At 70.6% G+C, this 16,587-nt stretch carries 12 protein-coding genes; 7 read left to right on the plus strand and 5 right to left on the minus strand.

Going from position 1 to position 16,587, the window contains the following annotated elements:
* Positions 1 to 145 precede the first annotated feature (145 nt).
* Positions 146 to 2,299 (plus strand): tetratricopeptide repeat protein, encoded by a 2,154-nt coding sequence (locus tag ABZ234_RS25315; RefSeq protein WP_355013697.1) that lies wholly within the window; start codon positions 146 to 148, stop codon positions 2,297 to 2,299.
* Between the two features lie 378 nt (positions 2,300 to 2,677).
* On the opposite strand, the gene ABZ234_RS25320 is transcribed toward ABZ234_RS25315, so the two are convergent.
* A complete protein-coding gene (locus ABZ234_RS25320; protein ID WP_355013698.1) occupies positions 2,678 to 3,850 on the minus strand; it encodes a hypothetical protein in 1,173 nt (390 codons plus the stop codon).
* Between the two features lie 527 nt (positions 3,851 to 4,377).
* On the minus strand, positions 4,378 to 7,497 hold the full coding sequence (locus tag ABZ234_RS25325; RefSeq protein WP_355013699.1) for a BTAD domain-containing putative transcriptional regulator: 3,120 nt from the start codon (positions 7,495 to 7,497) through the stop codon (positions 4,378 to 4,380).
* Between the two features lie 464 nt (positions 7,498 to 7,961).
* On the opposite strand from ABZ234_RS25325, the gene ABZ234_RS25330 reads away from it, so the two are divergent.
* Both ABZ234_RS25330 and ABZ234_RS25335 read left to right on the plus strand, forming a co-directional pair.
* Complete coding sequence (locus ABZ234_RS25330) at positions 7,962 to 8,627, plus strand: ATP-dependent Clp protease proteolytic subunit (RefSeq protein WP_355013700.1); 666 nt, start codon at positions 7,962 to 7,964, stop codon at positions 8,625 to 8,627.
* Positions 8,624 to 9,244 carry an ATP-dependent Clp protease proteolytic subunit gene (locus ABZ234_RS25335; protein WP_267946911.1) on the plus strand — a complete coding sequence of 207 codons (621 nt, stop codon included), beginning with the start codon at positions 8,624 to 8,626 and terminating at the stop codon, positions 9,242 to 9,244. Before ABZ234_RS25330 ends, ABZ234_RS25335 begins: the two co-directional genes overlap by 4 nt.
* 201 nt (positions 9,245 to 9,445) lie before the next feature.
* Here the strand turns inward: ABZ234_RS25335 and ABZ234_RS25340 are convergent, their stop codons facing one another.
* Positions 9,446 to 9,847 (minus strand): helix-turn-helix transcriptional regulator, encoded by a 402-nt coding sequence (locus ABZ234_RS25340; protein ID WP_355013701.1) that lies wholly within the window; start codon positions 9,845 to 9,847, stop codon positions 9,446 to 9,448.
* A 223-nt stretch (positions 9,848 to 10,070) separates the two neighbouring features.
* Entirely contained in the window at positions 10,071 to 10,688 is a 618-nt protein-coding gene (locus ABZ234_RS25345) for a helix-turn-helix domain-containing protein (protein ID WP_355013702.1), read from the minus strand.
* Between the two features lie 161 nt (positions 10,689 to 10,849).
* On the opposite strand from ABZ234_RS25345, the gene ABZ234_RS25350 reads away from it, so the two are divergent.
* Complete coding sequence (locus ABZ234_RS25350) at positions 10,850 to 11,608, plus strand: SDR family oxidoreductase (RefSeq protein WP_267946913.1); 759 nt, start codon at positions 10,850 to 10,852, stop codon at positions 11,606 to 11,608.
* Complete coding sequence (locus tag ABZ234_RS25355; protein ID WP_355013703.1) at positions 11,605 to 12,006, plus strand: multidrug efflux SMR transporter; 402 nt, start codon at positions 11,605 to 11,607, stop codon at positions 12,004 to 12,006. Before ABZ234_RS25350 ends, ABZ234_RS25355 begins: the two co-directional genes overlap by 4 nt.
* A gap of 76 nt (positions 12,007 to 12,082) precedes the next feature.
* Here the strand turns inward: ABZ234_RS25355 and ABZ234_RS25360 are convergent, their stop codons facing one another.
* On the minus strand, positions 12,083 to 12,559 hold the full coding sequence (locus tag ABZ234_RS25360; protein WP_267946915.1) for a MarR family transcriptional regulator: 477 nt from the start codon (positions 12,557 to 12,559) through the stop codon (positions 12,083 to 12,085).
* A 248-nt stretch (positions 12,560 to 12,807) separates the two neighbouring features.
* Between ABZ234_RS25360 and ABZ234_RS25365 the strand changes: the two genes are divergently transcribed.
* Complete coding sequence (locus ABZ234_RS25365) at positions 12,808 to 15,759, plus strand: Na+/H+ antiporter subunit A (RefSeq protein WP_355013722.1); 2,952 nt, start codon at positions 12,808 to 12,810, stop codon at positions 15,757 to 15,759.
* Positions 15,756 to 16,586 carry a Na(+)/H(+) antiporter subunit C gene (locus ABZ234_RS25370; RefSeq protein ID WP_267946916.1) on the plus strand — a complete coding sequence of 277 codons (831 nt, stop codon included), beginning with the start codon at positions 15,756 to 15,758 and terminating at the stop codon, positions 16,584 to 16,586. Before ABZ234_RS25365 ends, ABZ234_RS25370 begins: the two co-directional genes overlap by 4 nt.
* Position 16,587: the final 1 nt, after the last annotated feature.

Raw genomic sequence — 16,587 nt, forward strand, 5'->3', positions numbered from 1 at the left:
CTTTTTTTGCCCCTTCTCCGCTCATCCCGGCAGGACCCGGGCCTGTACGGGGGCCGCGGACCGGCCGGGAGCAGCGGGGGGATTGACCGGGAACGGCAGGGGGTAGGTCTTCCCTCTGTCGGCCTCTTGGCATCGAGAGAAGCCCATGCCCCCCGAGAAGGACCGCGACCGGACGGGACCCGGGCCCCCCGGGAACAGCGTCACCGGTGACAACCACGGCACGGTGATCCAGGTGGGCACCGTGTACGGCGGCGTGGGCGTGGGCGCGGGACCGCCGCACCGGCACAGGGTCCCCCGGCAGATCCCGCACACCCCGCGGTTCTTCACCGACCGCGAGCGGGAGTCCCGCCTCCTGGACTCCGTCGGCCGACAGGCCCGCGAGGGGGGCGGAGGGCGCGTCGTCGTGCTCAGCGGGACCGGCGGCGTCGGCAAGACCGCGCTGGCCACCCACTTCCTGGAGGAGAACGCCGGGGCCTTCCCCGACGGAGCGCTCTACGCCGACCTCCAGGGGTTCGGCGAGCCGGGCCCCGCCGACACCGGCGACGTCCTGGACGGGTTCCTGCGGGCCCTGCACGTCGACCCCGGCGCCATCCCGCACGACACGGGGGCGCGTGCGGCGGCGTTCCGCTCCCGCACCCACGGCCTGGGGATCTCCGTCCTGCTGGACAACGCGCTCTCGGCCGCCCAGGTCCGCGCCCTCCTCCCGGGCCGGGGGCCGCACCTGGTCGTGGTCACGTCCCGCCTGCACCTCGCCGGGCTCCGCCTCGACGGCGCCGAACTGCTCGAGGTGCGGCCCCTGGACGAGCCGGAGGCCGTCCGCCTGGTGTCGCTCATGCTCTCCGACGGCCGCACCGGCGCCGAACCCGCCTCGGCCAGGGAGCTGGTGGACCTGTGCGGGCGGCTGCCGCTGGCCCTGAGGGCGGCCGTCAGCGGCCTCACCGACCGCCCCCACCAGCCGCTGAGCCGACTGGTGTCGCGGCTGTCGGGGGAGCACGGGCGCCTGGCCGCGCTCAGCCAGACACGGGAGCTGTCCGTGGACACCGCGTTCAACGCCTCCTACGCCCTCCTGTCCGAGCCGGCCCGGCGCATGTACCGGCTGCTCGGCCTGGCGCCCGGCCGGGACCTCACCCCCGAGGCCGCCGCGGCCCTCGCCGGCGTGCCGGACGACGACGCCGAGGACCTGCTTACGGACCTGGTGGCCGCCAGCCTCCTGGAGGAGGGGGCCGACGGGCGGCTCCGGCAGCACGACCTCGCGCGGCTGCACGCCCGGTCCCTGGCGGAGGAGGGCTGCGGGGAGGGCTCCGAACGCGAGGCCGCCGTGGACCGGGTGCTGGACTTCTACCTGGAGACGTCCGCCGCCGCCGACCGGACCCTCAACCCGGGCCGCTGGCACCTGGCGCCCGTGTTCGACCGGCCGCCCCGGCGCGCGTTCGGTTCGCGCGCCGAGGCCCTGGACTGGTTGGAGGCCGAACTGGAGTGCCTGCGCGCGTGCGTGCGCCTCGCCCACGGCACCGGCCGCCACTCCGTGTGCTGGCAGCTGTGCGAGGCCCTGCGCAACCTCTTCATGCTGCGCAAGCACTACACCGCCTGGGAGGAGGCCTACACGACCGGCCTGGCCTCCGCCGAGGCCATCGACGACCCCGCCGCCCAGGCGTATCTCCTGTCGGTCCTGGCCGCCCTCCAACGCACACTCGGAAGACTGGACCAGGCCGGTGACAGCTATCACCGAGCTCTCCCGTTGTGGCGACGGGCCGACCACGTCGTCGGCCGTACCGCCGCGTTGGAGGGTTACGGCGTGCTCGAGCTCGACCGTGGTCGACCGAGGAAAGCCCTTGACTGCTTCCGAGAGGCCCTACGCATCTACCAGGAGATCGGGATGGAGCGCGGCATCGTCCTGGTCCACCGACGCCTGGGCCAGGCCGCCTCCGCAATGGGAGACCACGAAGCATCCGTCCGTTACTTCACCAGAGCCCTGAAGGATCTTCCTGAAAGCACTGAAGCCTATATGCGCCTCCGAGCCCTGGTCGGTCTTGCCTCTGCGTACATCAGCGCAGGACGATTTCCGGACGCCGTGCCTGTTCTGGAGGAAGCGCTCGGGCTCAGCCGTGACCTGAGGGCGGAAACGGAGGAGGCCCGTGTCCGGGTCATGTTCGCCGATGCTGCCCGGGAATCCGGGCAGTTCGGCGAAGCGCGACGTCAGCTCACACGAGCGCTCTCCATCTACATCTCGCTGTCCGCTCCCCAGACCGAAGAGACGCGGCGAGGTCTGGACGCCCTCCGACAACTCGAGGAGAGCTGAGCTCGGCTGACGCGAGGAAAGCCTCCAGCCCCTCAACGCACCCCCCTGCCGTCAACCAGGCATAGGCAACGGAAGCCACTACCCACGCAGGGACGTCTGCCGCCACCGTCAAGCCGTCCGGCACTCCTCGCACATGCACCGACGAGGGCAGACCCAGGCTTGCGACCACACTGCTTCCAACAAGGTCTCCGAACGTTCTTTCGGGGCTGAGGTCACCGTCCCTGGGCAGAAGGACGACGTCCGCCGCCAAGAGCCAACATCGCTCCGTATGGGGGCCTGCGACCACCACAAGGTGCTCGTCCAGGAGGAGCGGGGTGCTGCGGTCGAGGGCGGGAAAAAGGGTCACTCTGGACAGCGCCGCCCGCGCCCTTGTCGGTTTCACGCGACCGACACCCCCTCTCCTGCCCCTCCACCGACGAATCTCGGTACCGCAACCTCCGGTAGAGAGGCCGCGCCAACGGGCTCTGACAGGTTCATCAGGCGGTAGACGAGTGCGCGCAGCAATTCTGCGGACCGCCCAGGGGCGGAGGTGAGCAACGAGGTGAAGAGGGAGGCTTGTTGGGGGTCGTGGCTTTCGGCAGTCTTCTCGATCTGCGGCATCAGGGGTCGAGTCGGCTCGTAGACGGGCGCATACCGGTGCAACGCCTCCAGGGGTGATCCGGGAGCCAGGTAGGTGAGGTCACCACTGGCGAGGAGCACTGGAGTTCCGAGAGCACTGGACACATAGGTGGTGGATCCATGGTCGCCGATGACAACGTCTGCGGCGACGTGCAGACCCAGCCACGGGGAGTTCTCGGCGAGGACCCGAAGGCCGCGCCGACGTGCTCCGGCGAGCCAGGCGTGAACCTGACGCCCTCCGTGAGCGGACCAGACTCCCGGATGGATGTTCACAGCGGCGACGTGGTCATGCGGGAGGTCGTCCATGAGCTGTTCGAGCAGACCGGGGTGACGCCCCAGAAGAGAGCGCCTTCCCCAAGAACTCGACAGGAGTACGAGCCTCTCACCGTCTCCCACTCCGATGGCTTGCCGGTAGCGTTCCCGTTCGGGACGAGACATCAAAGCCCTGTCGAGGCACGGGTCACCCACGAGATGGGTCACCTCAAGAGACTCAGGAACCACATTGGCGAGGATGGCACGATGATTCTCGTGGGAAACACCGATCGCCGCTGGAATGACCCTGCCGTATCGGACAAGGTTGGAATAAACAGCATCGTTCACCGGCGGACGCACCAGTGGAGGCCCGTAGCCGGTCGCAGCCTTGACGATCTTGGAGAAACCGACCCCGTGCGGTATGACGAGGGTCGGTGCCCGCACCTTTTCAAGGTGGCTGTTGTGACTGTTGTTCGCTGCGATAGCCAGGTCGAACTCGAAGCGCTCCACCTGATCGGCTGTCAGGACGAGGCCGTCGAGGTTCCGGGTGTAGGCCTCAGCACTCCGCTCGAAACGTGAGCCCCGACCTACAGCGAAAACCACCTGGATACGCCTGTCCTGCTCGAAAATTCCGAGAAAATCATCGACCCTGTTTGCCGCCTGCCTGTTTTCGAGAAGCACGAGAAGAGTTCTCTCGACTTCGAAGGTAACTGGGGCGACAGGCCCGACAGAATCTCCCCGCCAACCTTGAAATCCATATCCCATTGCTTTCCCCTTCCAGCTCTAAGATCAAGCTGGAAGCAACAATGAAGCACCCATCTGGGGGAATTATGAAAAAACCCTTGCGGCCCCCTTGCGGGACCTTGAGTCAGGCTGACCGAGAACTTGCGTCAGCCTGAACACCCTGCTCGGAGCCCTAGAAGAACCAGGGCCACATGTGGGCCACCGCTCGACGCGACTGGGCCGCGCCAAGCTCACGAGGGCCGGAATTTGCCTTCGCTCGACGCGACTGGGCCGCGCCAAGTTTACGAAGGTCGGAATTTACCTCAGGAGGCATGAGCGCCTTTGCTCCCCCACTATCGGATCATCATGATTCACCGGTCAGACACAGAGCCCCAACCGCTTCACCAGACCGCAGAGAACCTACGGGGTGATGCACCAGATCCTAGCGGACAAACCACGCTCATTACGCCTAGGCGACCTAGTACTCAACTACCGAATCGAGAACACATTTCCACCTTGATGCGTATCGATCCCAAATGGGGGTTTTGCACCCCTTTGAGAAGGGTGATCGCGCGGTTCCAGTGTTCGAGCGCCTCACTCTCACGCCCCTCGCGGCGGAGCAGGTCACCGAGAAGGTCGTGAGCCCTCGCCTCGTACGAGCGCTCCCCTCCGCGCCTGGCCAACTCACGGGCGTTGCGGTAACACAGGCGCGCCTCCGAAAAGCGTCGATCCTCCACACGCGCGTCGCCCTGGACGAGCAGCAGTCGCGCCTCGAGTTCCGGCACTCCCAGGGCACGAACGCGCCTCAGGGCCGACTCCAGAAGCGCGTCGGCCTCATCGTGCCGGCCAAGGCCGAGGAGGGCAGCAGCGAGGCCGGCGTCGGCCTCGATGATCTCGGCCTCGTCCTCCCGGCTCCGGAGCAGCCGCCGTGCCTCCGTGAAACAGTCGAGCGCTTCCTCGTACTGGTGCTTGTACTCGGCCACCAGGCCCATGCCCTGCATGACTTTTGCGACGGAGCGGTCGTCGCCGGTCTGCTTGAAGACGGCCAGACCACGCTCACACGCCCTTCTCACGTCGCGGTGGTATCCGTTCAGGTAGAGCCCCCTCGAGAGGTTCATCTGTACCTGGGCTGCAGAGTTGATGTCACCGAGCAAGCGGTGGAGCGCGACCGACGTCGTGAGGGATGCCTCGGAAGCCTCGTACTGCCCCAAGATGCTCTGGCTGATCCCCATGTGGTTGAACACCTGGGCCACACCCCGGTCGTCACCCAGGGCACGGAACTCCGTCAGTGCTTCCCGGTACTCGGCTAGAGCGCCCCGGTCGTCGCCGGAACGCTGGCGAATCAGACCGAGCTGGTCCATCGCCCAGGCATGGCCTGTGCGGTCGCCTCGCCGCTCGCTCTCCGCCAGGGCCGCCCGGATGTCCTCCACCGCGGCGGGAAGATCGCGCAGTCGCCACCGCACCCGGCCCAGTTCGTACAGGGCCCTGCCGAGCCCCGGCCCCCTGCCGATCCAGCGCCACGCCTCGACGGCCCCGAGGTAGAGGGCCTCGGCACCGTCCCACGGACCGTACTTGTCCAACAGGCCGGCCAATGCCAGGGGGATGCGGGCCGCATGCCCCATGAATCCGTGCGAGTGTGCGTACCCGACCGCAGCCTCTATCTCCGGGAAATGTGTCGAGAACCACTGCCCCGCCTCACGGGCGTCCTCGAAACAGGGGAGGCGCGACGCGTGTGTCGGTCGTACGTCCAGACGGGAACGGCCAGGCGCGACCGCACGGTCCACCACGTCGGCGATCGCGAGGTAGTGGTCGAGGAACCTGTGCCCTACACTGCGGCGCTCGCCCGGTGACAGCACTTCGGTTGCCCGATGCCGCGCAAAGCTCCTCAGAAGCTCGTGCATCCGATACGCATTCGGTTCCGCCTCCTCCACCAGGTGGACGCCGAGGAGCTCCTCCATCGCCCCCTCTGCTCCATCCCAGTCCCCCAGTACTGCGGCGACCACGTGGAGAGAGGCCTCCGCCGTCGGGTGCATCCCCATGGCCAGGAACGCGGACCGTGCTCTCGGACTCAGGTCCGTGTAGGAGAGCTCGAAGACCGAGGTCAGATCCCGCTCACCGGCCGATACCTCTTCGATGCCGTTCCGTGCGATCCGGTCTGCGAGGTAGTCGAGGGGCCATGTGGGGTGTCGGCGCAAGCGGCCTGCGGCCAGGCGGAGGCCGAGGGGCAGTCCGCCGAGCAGCGACGCCAGCCGTCCGGCCGCCTCCGGCTCGGCGGCCTTGCCCGTGAGGGCCGAGAGCATCCGGACGGAATCGGAGGGGGACAGCGGTCCGAGGGTCAAGGTGCGCGCGCCGTCCAGTTCCGTGAGCTTTTGGCGGCTGGTCACCAGGACGGTACTGCCTGCCACCCCCGGGACCAGTGGCGCCACCTGCCCCCGGACGGCGTCATCCAGGACGATGAGTGCACGGTGCCGGGAGAGACGGGTCCGCCACAGGTCCGCTCGGGCCCCGACCCCCTGGGGTATCTGCTCGTGAGGCACCCCCAGCATGAGCAACAGTCGGTGGAGCGCGTGCGCGGGCTGGACAGGACCATTCGTCCCACGAAGGAGCAAGTGGATGACGACGTCGTAGTCCTCGCGCAGGATCTGGGCCGCTTTGACGGCGAGCGACGTTTTACCGACACCCGCGCTTCCCTCCACCACCTGGACGACAGTGGTGGCGGTAGCGGTCCGGGCTCCGGCAAGGAGCATCTCGAGTTCCGCCTCACGGGTGACGAAGTCCGGCAGCCCGGCTTCGAGGTTGTCGAAGACGACGGGACCCGGCCCGTCCACTCGCCGTTCGGGAGCGGACGCCCTTTCCTCCGTCCGCCGGTCCCCCTCGAGAAGCTCCTGGAAGAGTCTTCGTGTCCGCGGGTTCGGCTCGACTCCGCGTTCCTCCCGATAGAAGTCACGCAATTCCCCGTAGCACTCGACGGCCTCGCTCTGGCGGCCGGCCGCAGCAAGGACGCGCATCCGGGTGTGGACCAGCGAATCGTTTCCAGGACTCTGAGCGCAGGCCTCGGCAAGGCGATCGGCGGCCTCGTCGTACTCACCCAGCTCCGCCTGGGCCTCGGCCCAGCGCATGAGCACCTTCAGACGGATCTCCTCGATACGGTCGCGTGTAGCTTCGGCCCATGCCCCCGGGACCCCGACGAGCGGATCACCCTTCCAGAGCCCCAAAGCCTGCGAAAGGAGTTCGGCCGCAGATTGGTGCTCCCCTTCCCGTAGGCGCTTCTCGCCGTCCCCGCACAGTCTTTGAGCTCGATACAGATCAACGGAGTCGGGAGTGGCCTCCAAGACGTATCCGTGGGACCGGGATTCCAGCCGGTTCTCCGCCCCCGCCTCCCGCAGGCGCCTGCGGATGCGGGTGATGTGCGAGTAGAGGCTGGTGCGGATCGAGGCCGGTGTGTCCTGACCCCACACCCGGTCGATCAGCACCCGGACCGGCACGACCTTTCCCGCCGAGTGGGCAAGGATCGCGAGGACGAGCCGTTCCTTCGGGGGTCCCGGCTCCACCAGCCGACCGCCGACCAGTATCCGGGGCTCCTGGGAGAGGATTTGTATCTCCAACCGAACACCACCCAATGGCCACCACTCAACATCGGAGCATAATCGCACCCTCCATTTCCTGTTTCCAGGAACATAAACACTGTCAGAGGTCGACCAAAAATACACCTCCGAGACCATGAACAGCCGAGATGCCCGCCACCGACTTCACAAGAAACCTTCTCGGGACAGGGATGTATCACCCCGGGGTATACATTTCGATCGGAAATCTATAAGCTCTCCCCGCATGCACGACAATTGCACACGGGCATCGGCGCATTCCACCGCATAAACCGATGCACGCCTGTTCGCACGTGCACACCCCCGGACGTGGGCCCCTTCCCCCTTCGGGCGCGGAACGGGGTCTGCCAGGGGCAGATCTGCGGCGGGCCGAAACGGTGGAAGCCGCGGGGGCCGCGGCCGCAGGCTGGAACCACCGGCCGGGCGGGCGACCATCCCGCCACGGAGGGCCGGACGAGGAGGGTTCCATGTCCATCCACCCACTTCCCGTCGCCTCGCACGAGGCGGCGGGGGCGGCCTTCGACGACCAGATGGCGGCGCGCCTCATGCGGAGCCGCATCGTGCTGCTGGGCACCCAGGTCGACGAGACCAGCGCGAACCGGGTCTGCGCCCAGCTGCTGCTGCTCGCCGACGAGGACCCGCACAAGGACATCACGCTGGCCGTCAACAGCCCCGGCGGATCCGTCTCCGCGGGGCTGGCCGTCTACGACACGATGAACTTCATCCCCAACGACGTGTCCACGCTGGTCATGGGGTTCGCCGCCAGCATGGGCCAGTTCCTGGCCTGCGTCGGCGCCCCAGGGAAGCGCTACAGCCTCCCGCACGCGCGCATCATGATGCACCAGCCCAGCGGGGGGCTCGGCGGGACCGCCGCCGACATCGCCATCCAGGCGGAGAACCTCGCGCACACCAAGCAGACCATGGTGCGGCTGATCGCCCGGCACACCGGGCAGTCGGAGGAGACCATCTCCCGGGACCAGCACCGCGACGCCTGGTTCACCGCGGAGGAGGCCAGGGACTACGGGTTCGTCGACCACGTGGTCGCGTCCGTGGCCGAGGTCGACGGCGGCGGCATCCGGCTGGGCACGCACGCCCCCGGCTTCGCCACGGGCACGGCGAGGGGAACCCGATGAGCGGGCGGTACACGGTGCCGATGGTCGTGGAGCGCACGCCCCACGGCGAGCGGTCCTTCGACGTCTTCAGCCGGCTGCTGTCGGAGCGGATCGTCTTCCTGGGCACCCCGATCGACGACGACGTCGCGAACGTGGTCATGGCGCAGATGCTCCACCTCGACTACGAGTCCAGCGACGCCGACATCCAGCTGTACATCAACTCGCCGGGCGGCTCGAACACCGCGCTGACGGCGGTCTACGACACCATGCGGTTCGTGCGCGCCGACGTCGCCACGGTGTGCATGGGCCAGGCGGCCTCCGCGGCGGCGGTGCTCCTCGCGGCGGGCGCGCCCGGCAAGCGGCTCGCGCTGGAGCACGCGCGGGTCCTGCTGCACCAGCCCTCGGGCGAGGGCCAGGGCGTCGCCGCCGACCTGGAGATCCAGGCGGGCGAGATCCTGCGGGTGCGCTCGCAGGTGGAGGAGATCCTGGCGCGGCACACGGGGCAGACGGTGGAGCGGCTGCGCGCCGACACCGACCGGGACAAGATCTTCACCGCGCAGCAGGCCAAGGAGTACGGCCTGGTGGACGGGATCATCACCACCCGCCAGGTCGCACCGGAGGCCGTCGGCGCGTCCTGAGGGGCCGTGGGCCCGGGGCCCGGCGGGCGTGCCGCCGTCCCCGGGGCCTCCCGGCGCCGGTCCGCGCGGACCGGGCCCCGCACGGACCGGTCGCCCCGGACGCGCTCCGCCCCCCGACCTCGTCGGGGGGCGGAGCAGGGCCGCTGCGCGGCCGGGGAGAGCGAAGAGCGGCTGGGCCCGCGGCGGCCCCACCGCGGGCCGCTACGCGGCCAGGGAGAGGACCACCCCGGCCTGGTGGGCGGGGGCGGCGACGGGGGCGGCCGGCGCGCGCCGGAAGTCGCCCGGGCCGGAGCGTGTTCGCGTGAGCGGGACCATCACGGTCCGCTCGTACAGTGCGGCGAGCACGTCGGCCATGCTGAGGCCGAGGGAGCGGTAGACGGCGGCGAGGACCTCGGAGGAGGCCTCCTTGCGCCCGCGCTCGATCTCGGACAGGTAGGGGAGGGAGACCTGGGCGTCCTCCGCCACCTCGCGCAGGGTCCGGCCCTGCTCGGTCCGGGTCCGTCGCAGGAGGTCGCCGATGAGGTCCCGCATGAGCGGTTCCGGCGGTTCCTCGGCGCGGTGACCCCTCCGGGCCTCGTCCAGGGAGCGTAGGACGTCGGTCATCGGGTCCTCCCGGTGGGTGAGCGGTGGTCTCCTCCGAGCGTACGCCGCGCCCGGCGCGGCCGGGAGGCGCACGGCGCCCTTCTGCGGAAGGCAGAACCGGCCGGGGACGGACGCGCCACCGCGCCCGGGGACCCTCCGGCGTCTCCCCGCCGCCCCCGCCGCCCCCGGCCCCGGGGGCGGCGGGACGCCCGCCGTCCGGGCCGCGCACGGCCCTCCCCCGGCCTCAGGGGCGGGCGATGCGGTCGACCACCCCGTGCACCCCGGCGCGGACCCGCTCCTCGGACATCCCGCGCCCCTGGCGCTGGTGCGCGTGGAGCGCGGCCTCCAGGGGGGTGAGCAGGGCGTCCGCCAGGTAGGCGTGGTCGGCGTCCGGGCGCAGTTCCGCGACCAGGGAGACCAGGTGCGCGTGGTGGGCGGCGTAGGCCCCGCTCCGGTAGCGGGCCCGGGGAGAGGCGGTCTCGGCGACGGCGAGGAGTTCGGCCTGGGCCTCCAGGCGGTCGACGAAGGCGTCGGCGAAGGCGTGCAGCCGTTCAAGGGGCGGCGCTCCCGGCCCGAGGGGCGGCGGGCCTTCGAGGAAGCCCCTCTGGAACTCGTACTCCTGGGAGTCGACCATCGCGTGGGTGAGCCCGGCCAGGTCGCCGAAGCGCCGGTAGACCGTGCCCACCCCGGTGCCCGCGCGGGCCGCCACGGCCTCCAGGGTGAGGCCCTCCGTGCCGTGTTCGGCGTGGAGTTCGCGTGCGGCGGCGAGGAGGGCCCGGCGGTTGCGGGCGGCGTCGGCGCGCTCGGGGCGCGCCGCTCCGGCCATGGGGAGCGTCCGGCGCCGCGGCGCGGGGCCGCTCACGGGGCCGCCTGCGGGGGTTCCTGGTGACCTGCGAACACGCGGCGAGTATAGCCAGAACCCCGCCACCCCCTTGTAAGTGGAAAAAATTCCACTTAGTATCGGCCGCACGGGGAACCCTCCCCGGACACACACCACCCCCAGCAACGCACCAGGGAGCCGACATGGCCCACGACAGCACACGGAGTCCCCTCGCCGGACGGGTCGCGCTCGTCACGGGCGGCAGCCGCGGGATCGGCGCCGCGATCGTCCGCAGGCTGGCCGCCGACGGCGCCGACGTGGCGTTCACCTACCTGAACGCGCGGGAGCGCGCCGAGGCGCTGGTCCGCGACGCCGAGGCGGCCGGGGTCCGCGCCCTCGCGGTCCGCGCCGACTCCGCCGAACCGGACCGGATCCGCGAGGCGGTCGACCTCGTCCACGCGCGCCTGGGCGGACCGGACATCCTGGTGAACAACGCGGGGATCGCCGTCTTCGGCCCCTTCGGCGACGCCACCGTGGCCGAGTTCGACCGGTCGATGGCCGTCCACGCCCGCGCCGCGTTCGTCGCCGCCCAGGCCGCCGTCCGGCACATGGGGCCGGGGGGCAGGATCATCGGCGTCGGGACCAACCTGAGCGAGCGCGCCTCCCTCCCGGAGGCCACCCTGTACACGACGAGCAAGGCGGCCCTGGTGGGGCTGACCCGTTCGCTGGCCCGCGAGCTGGGCCCCCGGGGGATCACCGTGAACCTCGTCCACCCGGGGTCCACCGACACGGAGATGAACCCGGCCGACGGCCCCGGCGCGGACGCCGAGCGCGCGCTGACCGCCCTGGGGCGCTACACCGACCCGGAGGACGTGGCGGCGTCGGTGGCCCACCTGGCCGGGCCGGGCGGGCGGAGCATCACGGGGACGTCGATCCTGGTCGACGCCGGGGCCAACGCGTGAGCGCGCCGCACCCTTCCGAGTGGCTCCCTCTCCCCTGGGCGCTGCTCCTGGCCGCCGCCGCCCTGGAGGTGGTGTGGGCGCTGGCGATGAAGGAGTCGCACGGCTTCTCCCGGCTCTGGCCGAGCGCCCTGGCGGTGGGCGCCGCCGCGACCAGCTTCACGCTGCTGTCCCTGGCGCTGCGCGACCTGCCCGTCGGCACGGCGTACGCGGTGTGGGTCGGGCTCGGCGCGGCCGGGGTGGTCCTGGCCGGGATCGCGCTCCTCGGCGAGGCCGTCAGCCCGCTGCGGATCGGCTTCGTCGTGCTGATCCTGGCCGGCGTCGCGGGTCTGCACCTCGTGGAGGGGGCGGCGCCGCCCTCGCGGGAGGGGTCGCCGGAGGCCTCCGGCGACCGGGGCTGACCGCGGCCCCGCGCGGAGGGGCGGGTCCGCCGACCGCGGGCGGCGGCCGGCGCCCGTCGGGTCCGCCGACCGCGGGTCAGGTGTCGTCCACCGCCGCTCGCAGGTCCCGCAGGAGCGTGAGCACGACGGGTCGCAGCGAAGGCCTTATGGCGTCGAAGACCTGCCGCTGCTTGCGCTCCATCTCCTTGCGCCGGATGGCGAGGACCCGCTCACCCTCCTCCGTGAGCGCCACCACCGTGCTGCGCTCGTCCCGCTCCGAGCGGCGGCGCGCCATCATGCCCTTGCGCTCCAGCTGTTGGATCATGCGGGTGGCGGAAGGAGAGGAGACGCCCACGATCTGGGCGACGGCGCCCACACTCGGGTTGTCCATGCCCCGCACCGCCTCCATGAGCAGGGCCTGCGTCAGAGTGAGTTCTTCGGCACCCCGGTGTCCGTGGCCGCTGCGCGAGCGCGCGTGTATGGCCGCGTTGATCAGTTCGGTCCAGGCACGCTGGAACTCTTCGAGCTCGGCACTTGGCTGCTCGGCACTTGGCTCGTGGGTCTCGTCGGGCACGAAACGGTCCTCGCAGGCTGGGCGGGCGCCGCGGGTCCTCCGACCCGCGCGGTGGTTTGACGTTTGTGTAGTCTAACTATTAAATAGCTTAGGCACGCAAGTTCATAAGCATCCATGCCCCCACAAACCGTAGCGACACCCCGTCCACGCGTCCGCTTGTGGACGACGAGGACCGCCGCTGGGGGCAGTGGACGTCCGCCCGGCACCGGGCGGGCCCGGACCGGTCCGGGAGGGGCGCATTGACAACAGTGCTGATCGCGCATTTCATCGCAGCGGCGATCGCACCCTTACTGGTACGCCAGTGGGGCCGCAACGCGTTCTTCGCCCTCGCCGTCGTCCCCGGCGCGTCCACCGTCTGGGCCCTCTTCCAGACCCCCGCCGTCCTGCGCGGCGGCGAGCTCTCGGCCTCCGTGGAGTGGGCCCCCGAGTTCTCGCTCAGGCTCGGCCTGTACATGGACACGCTCGGGCTGGTCATGACGCTCATCGCCGCCGGCGTGGGCACGCTGATCCTGGTCTACTGCGCCCGCTACTTCAACGACTCCGAGCCCGGCCTGGGCCGCTTCGCCGGGGTGTTCGTCGCCTTCGCCGGGGCCATGCTCGGCCTGGTCCTGGCCGACGACCTCATCCAGCTCTTCGTGTACTGGGAGCTGACCACGGTCTTCTCCTACCTCCTCATCGGGCACAACACGGAGCTCAAGGAGAGCCGCCGCTCGGCGATGACGGCCCTGACCGTCACCACCTTCGGCGGCCTGGCCATGCTGGTCGGCATGATCATCCTCGGCGAGACCGCCGGGACCTACGTGATCTCCGAGCTCGTCGCCGCCCCGCCCTCGGGAACCCTGGTCGAGGTCGCCCTCGCCCTCGTGATGGTCGGCGCGATGTCCAAGTCGGCGCTCTTCCCGTTCAGCCTGTGGCTGCCCGCCGCCATGCGCGCGCCCACGCCGGTCTCCGGCTACCTGCACGCCGCGGCGATGGTCAAGGCCGGCGTCTACCTGGTCGCCCGGCTCACCCCGGCCTTCCCCGACTCCGCCGTCTGGACCTGGTCGGCGCTGTTCTTCGGCGTGCTCACCATGCTGCTCGGGGGCTGGAAGGCGCTGCGCCAGTACGACCTCAAGCTCGTCCTGGCCTACGGCACCATCAGCCAGCTCGGCTTCCTCATCGTCCTGCTCGGCGCGGGCACCCGGGCCGCGGCCCTCGCCGGCGTGTCCATGCTCATCGCGCACTCGCTGTTCAAGGCGCCGCTGTTCCTCGTGGTCGGCATCATCGACCACAGCACCGGCACCCGCGACCTGCGTGAGCTGTCCGGCCTGCGCACCTCCATGCCCGGGACCTTCTGGATCTCGGTCCTGGCGCTCGCCTCGATGGCGGGCCTGCCCCCCACTCTCGGTTTCGCCGCGAAGGAGCTCGCCTTCGGCGCCTTCACGGAGGGCGGTCCCTTCGACACCGCCGTCCTCGTCGGCATCGTCACCGGCTCCGTCCTCACGGTCGCCTACAGCCTGCGCTTCCTGTGGGGGGCGTTCGCCGTCAAGGAGGACGTCCCGGACACCCCGGTGCACGCCCCCGGAGCTCTCTTCCTGGCGCCCGCCGCGGCCATGGCCGCGCTCGGCCTCCTGGGCGGACCCCTCTCCCACGCGCTCGACGTCCTCCTCGCCCGCTACGCGGACACGGTGCCCCTCGCACCCGGCGCGTACGCCACGCACCTGGCGCTGTGGCACGGTTTCGAGCTCCCCCTCCTGCTGTCCGCCGTCTGCGTCGCGGTCGGCCTCGTGCTGTTCTACTTCCGCCACCAGGTCGTGTGGATCGGCACCCGCACCTCCTTCGTCGACCCCGACCGGGTCTACCGGCGGATGCTCGCGGCCCTGGAGAACCTGGCGCTCCAGGTCACCGGACGGACCCAGCGCGGTTCGCTGCCGGTCTACCTCGGCACCGTCCTGGTCTCCCTGGTCGTCGCCGCGGGCTGGTGGATGGTCAGCGGCCGCATCTGGGAGGGGCCGCACCCCGAGGTGCGCCTGTGGGACACCCCGGTCCAGGTCATCCCGGCGGTGATCGTCGCCGGGACGGCCCTGCTGGCCCTGTTCGTGCGGCGGCGGCTGTTCGCGGTGATCCTCGTGGGCACCGGCGGCTACGGCATCGCCGCCCTCTTCTACCTGATGGGCGCGCCGGACATCGCGCTCACGCAGTTCCTGGTGGAGACCGTCAGCCTGGTGGTCTTCGTCCTGGTCCTGCGCCGGCTGCCCTCCCTCTTCTCGGCGCCCGCGCTGCGCGGCCGCCGGGTGTGGAACATGGCCATCGGCGCCGCCACCGGCATCCTGGTCGCCACGATGACCTGGTTCGCCCTCGCCGCGCGGCAGGCGCCCTCGGTCTCCGAGGGGTACCCCGCCGCCGCCGAGGAGGCCGGCGGGTACAACATCATCTCGGTGCTGCTGGTCGACGTCCGCGCGTGGGACACCATGGGCGAGATCTCGGTGCTCGCCGCCGCGGCCGCCGGCGTCGCGAGCCTCATGTTCGTGCGCCGCCGGGCACAGCCCCGCAAGGCTCCGGGCGGCGTGATGGCGGTGTCCGTCACCAAGTCCCCGGAGCCCGCCGGCGATCGGAGCAGCATCGACCTGGGCGAGCTGCGGATGGCGCCGGACAGCATGCACATCAAGCCCAGGTGGAACAACGCCTGGCTGCCGGGCGCGGACGCCCTGCCCACCGAGCGCCGGTCGGTCATCTTCGAGGTCGTCTCGCGCTTCCTCTTCCCGGTGATCATGGTGATCTCCGTGTACCTGCTGCTCACCGGCCACACGGCGGTCGGCGGCGGGTTCGCGGGCGGCATCGTCGCCGGGCTGGCGTTCATCGTCCGCTACCTCGCCGGAGGCCGGTTCGAGCTGTACGCCACGGCGTGGGTGCAGCCGGGGGCCCTGATCGGCGCCGGGCTGGCGCTGGCCACCGGCACGGCGCTGGGCGGGGCGATCTTCGGCACCGACGTCCTCGCGGGAGGGGACGCCTACATCGACCTCTGGATCCTGGGCGAGGCCCATGTCACCGTGTCCATGATCTTCGACATCGGCGTGTACCTGCTGGTGATCGGCCTGATCCTGGACATCCTGCGCAGCCTCGGCGCCCGTATCGACGAACAGATCGAGAGGGACGCCGCACACGCGGAAGAGGACGCCAGGGCAGACGCGCTGGCCCGGGCCGAGGAGGTCACCTCGTGAACGAGTCACCCAGCCTGATCCTCGTCGTCCTCGTCGGCGTGCTCGTCGCGGTGGGGGTGGTGCTCCTGCTGGAGCGCAGCCTCACCCGTGTGCTGCTCGGCTTCATCGTGATGAGCAACGGCGTCAACCTGATGATCCTGTCGATGGCGGGGGAGGCCGGCGAGCCGCCGATCCTGTGGCTGTCCGAGCCGGAGGAGATGACCGATCCGCTGCCGCAGGCGATGATCCTGACGGCGATCGTCATCACCCTCGGCATCACCGCGTTCCTGCTGGCGATGGCGTACCGGAACTGGCAGCTCGAGGGCAACGACGAGGTCCAGGACGACGCCGAGGACATCAGGATCGTGCAGGGCGAGGGCCGACGCGCGGTGCGGCAGCGCTTCGCCAAGGAGCGCCGCAGGCTCCAGGCCGACATCCGCCGCCAGCGCGCCGAGCTCCAGGCGACCATCGCCGCCGCCGACGCCCAGGAGCTGGCCGAGCAGGCCCGCATCAAGGCGGAGATCGCGGCGGCCCAGGCCGAACTGGCCCGCTACGAGGTCGAGGCCGAGGAGAGCGGGCCGGACGAGCGGTCGCAGGAGACCATGCGCAGGCTCACCGACCGCACGGAGAGCATGACCGCCCAGGTGCAGGAGCTTCGCGGGCGCATCCGCCTGGGACGCAGGCGGCTGCGCGAGCACCGCCGCGCCGACCGGGCCGCCGAGCGCGAGCTGTGGCGCGAGCTGCGCCGCCGCATCCGCTCGCAGCGGCGCCAGGCGCGCCAGACCATGTCGGCCGAGCGCGAGCGCCTGGCCCGCGCCGAGGACAGCGACCTGCAAGGGAGTGACTGAT

The sequence above is a fragment of the Nocardiopsis sp. NPDC006198 genome (assembly GCF_040613895.1).
Lineage (GTDB): Bacteria > Actinomycetota > Actinomycetes > Streptosporangiales > Streptosporangiaceae > Nocardiopsis > Nocardiopsis tropica.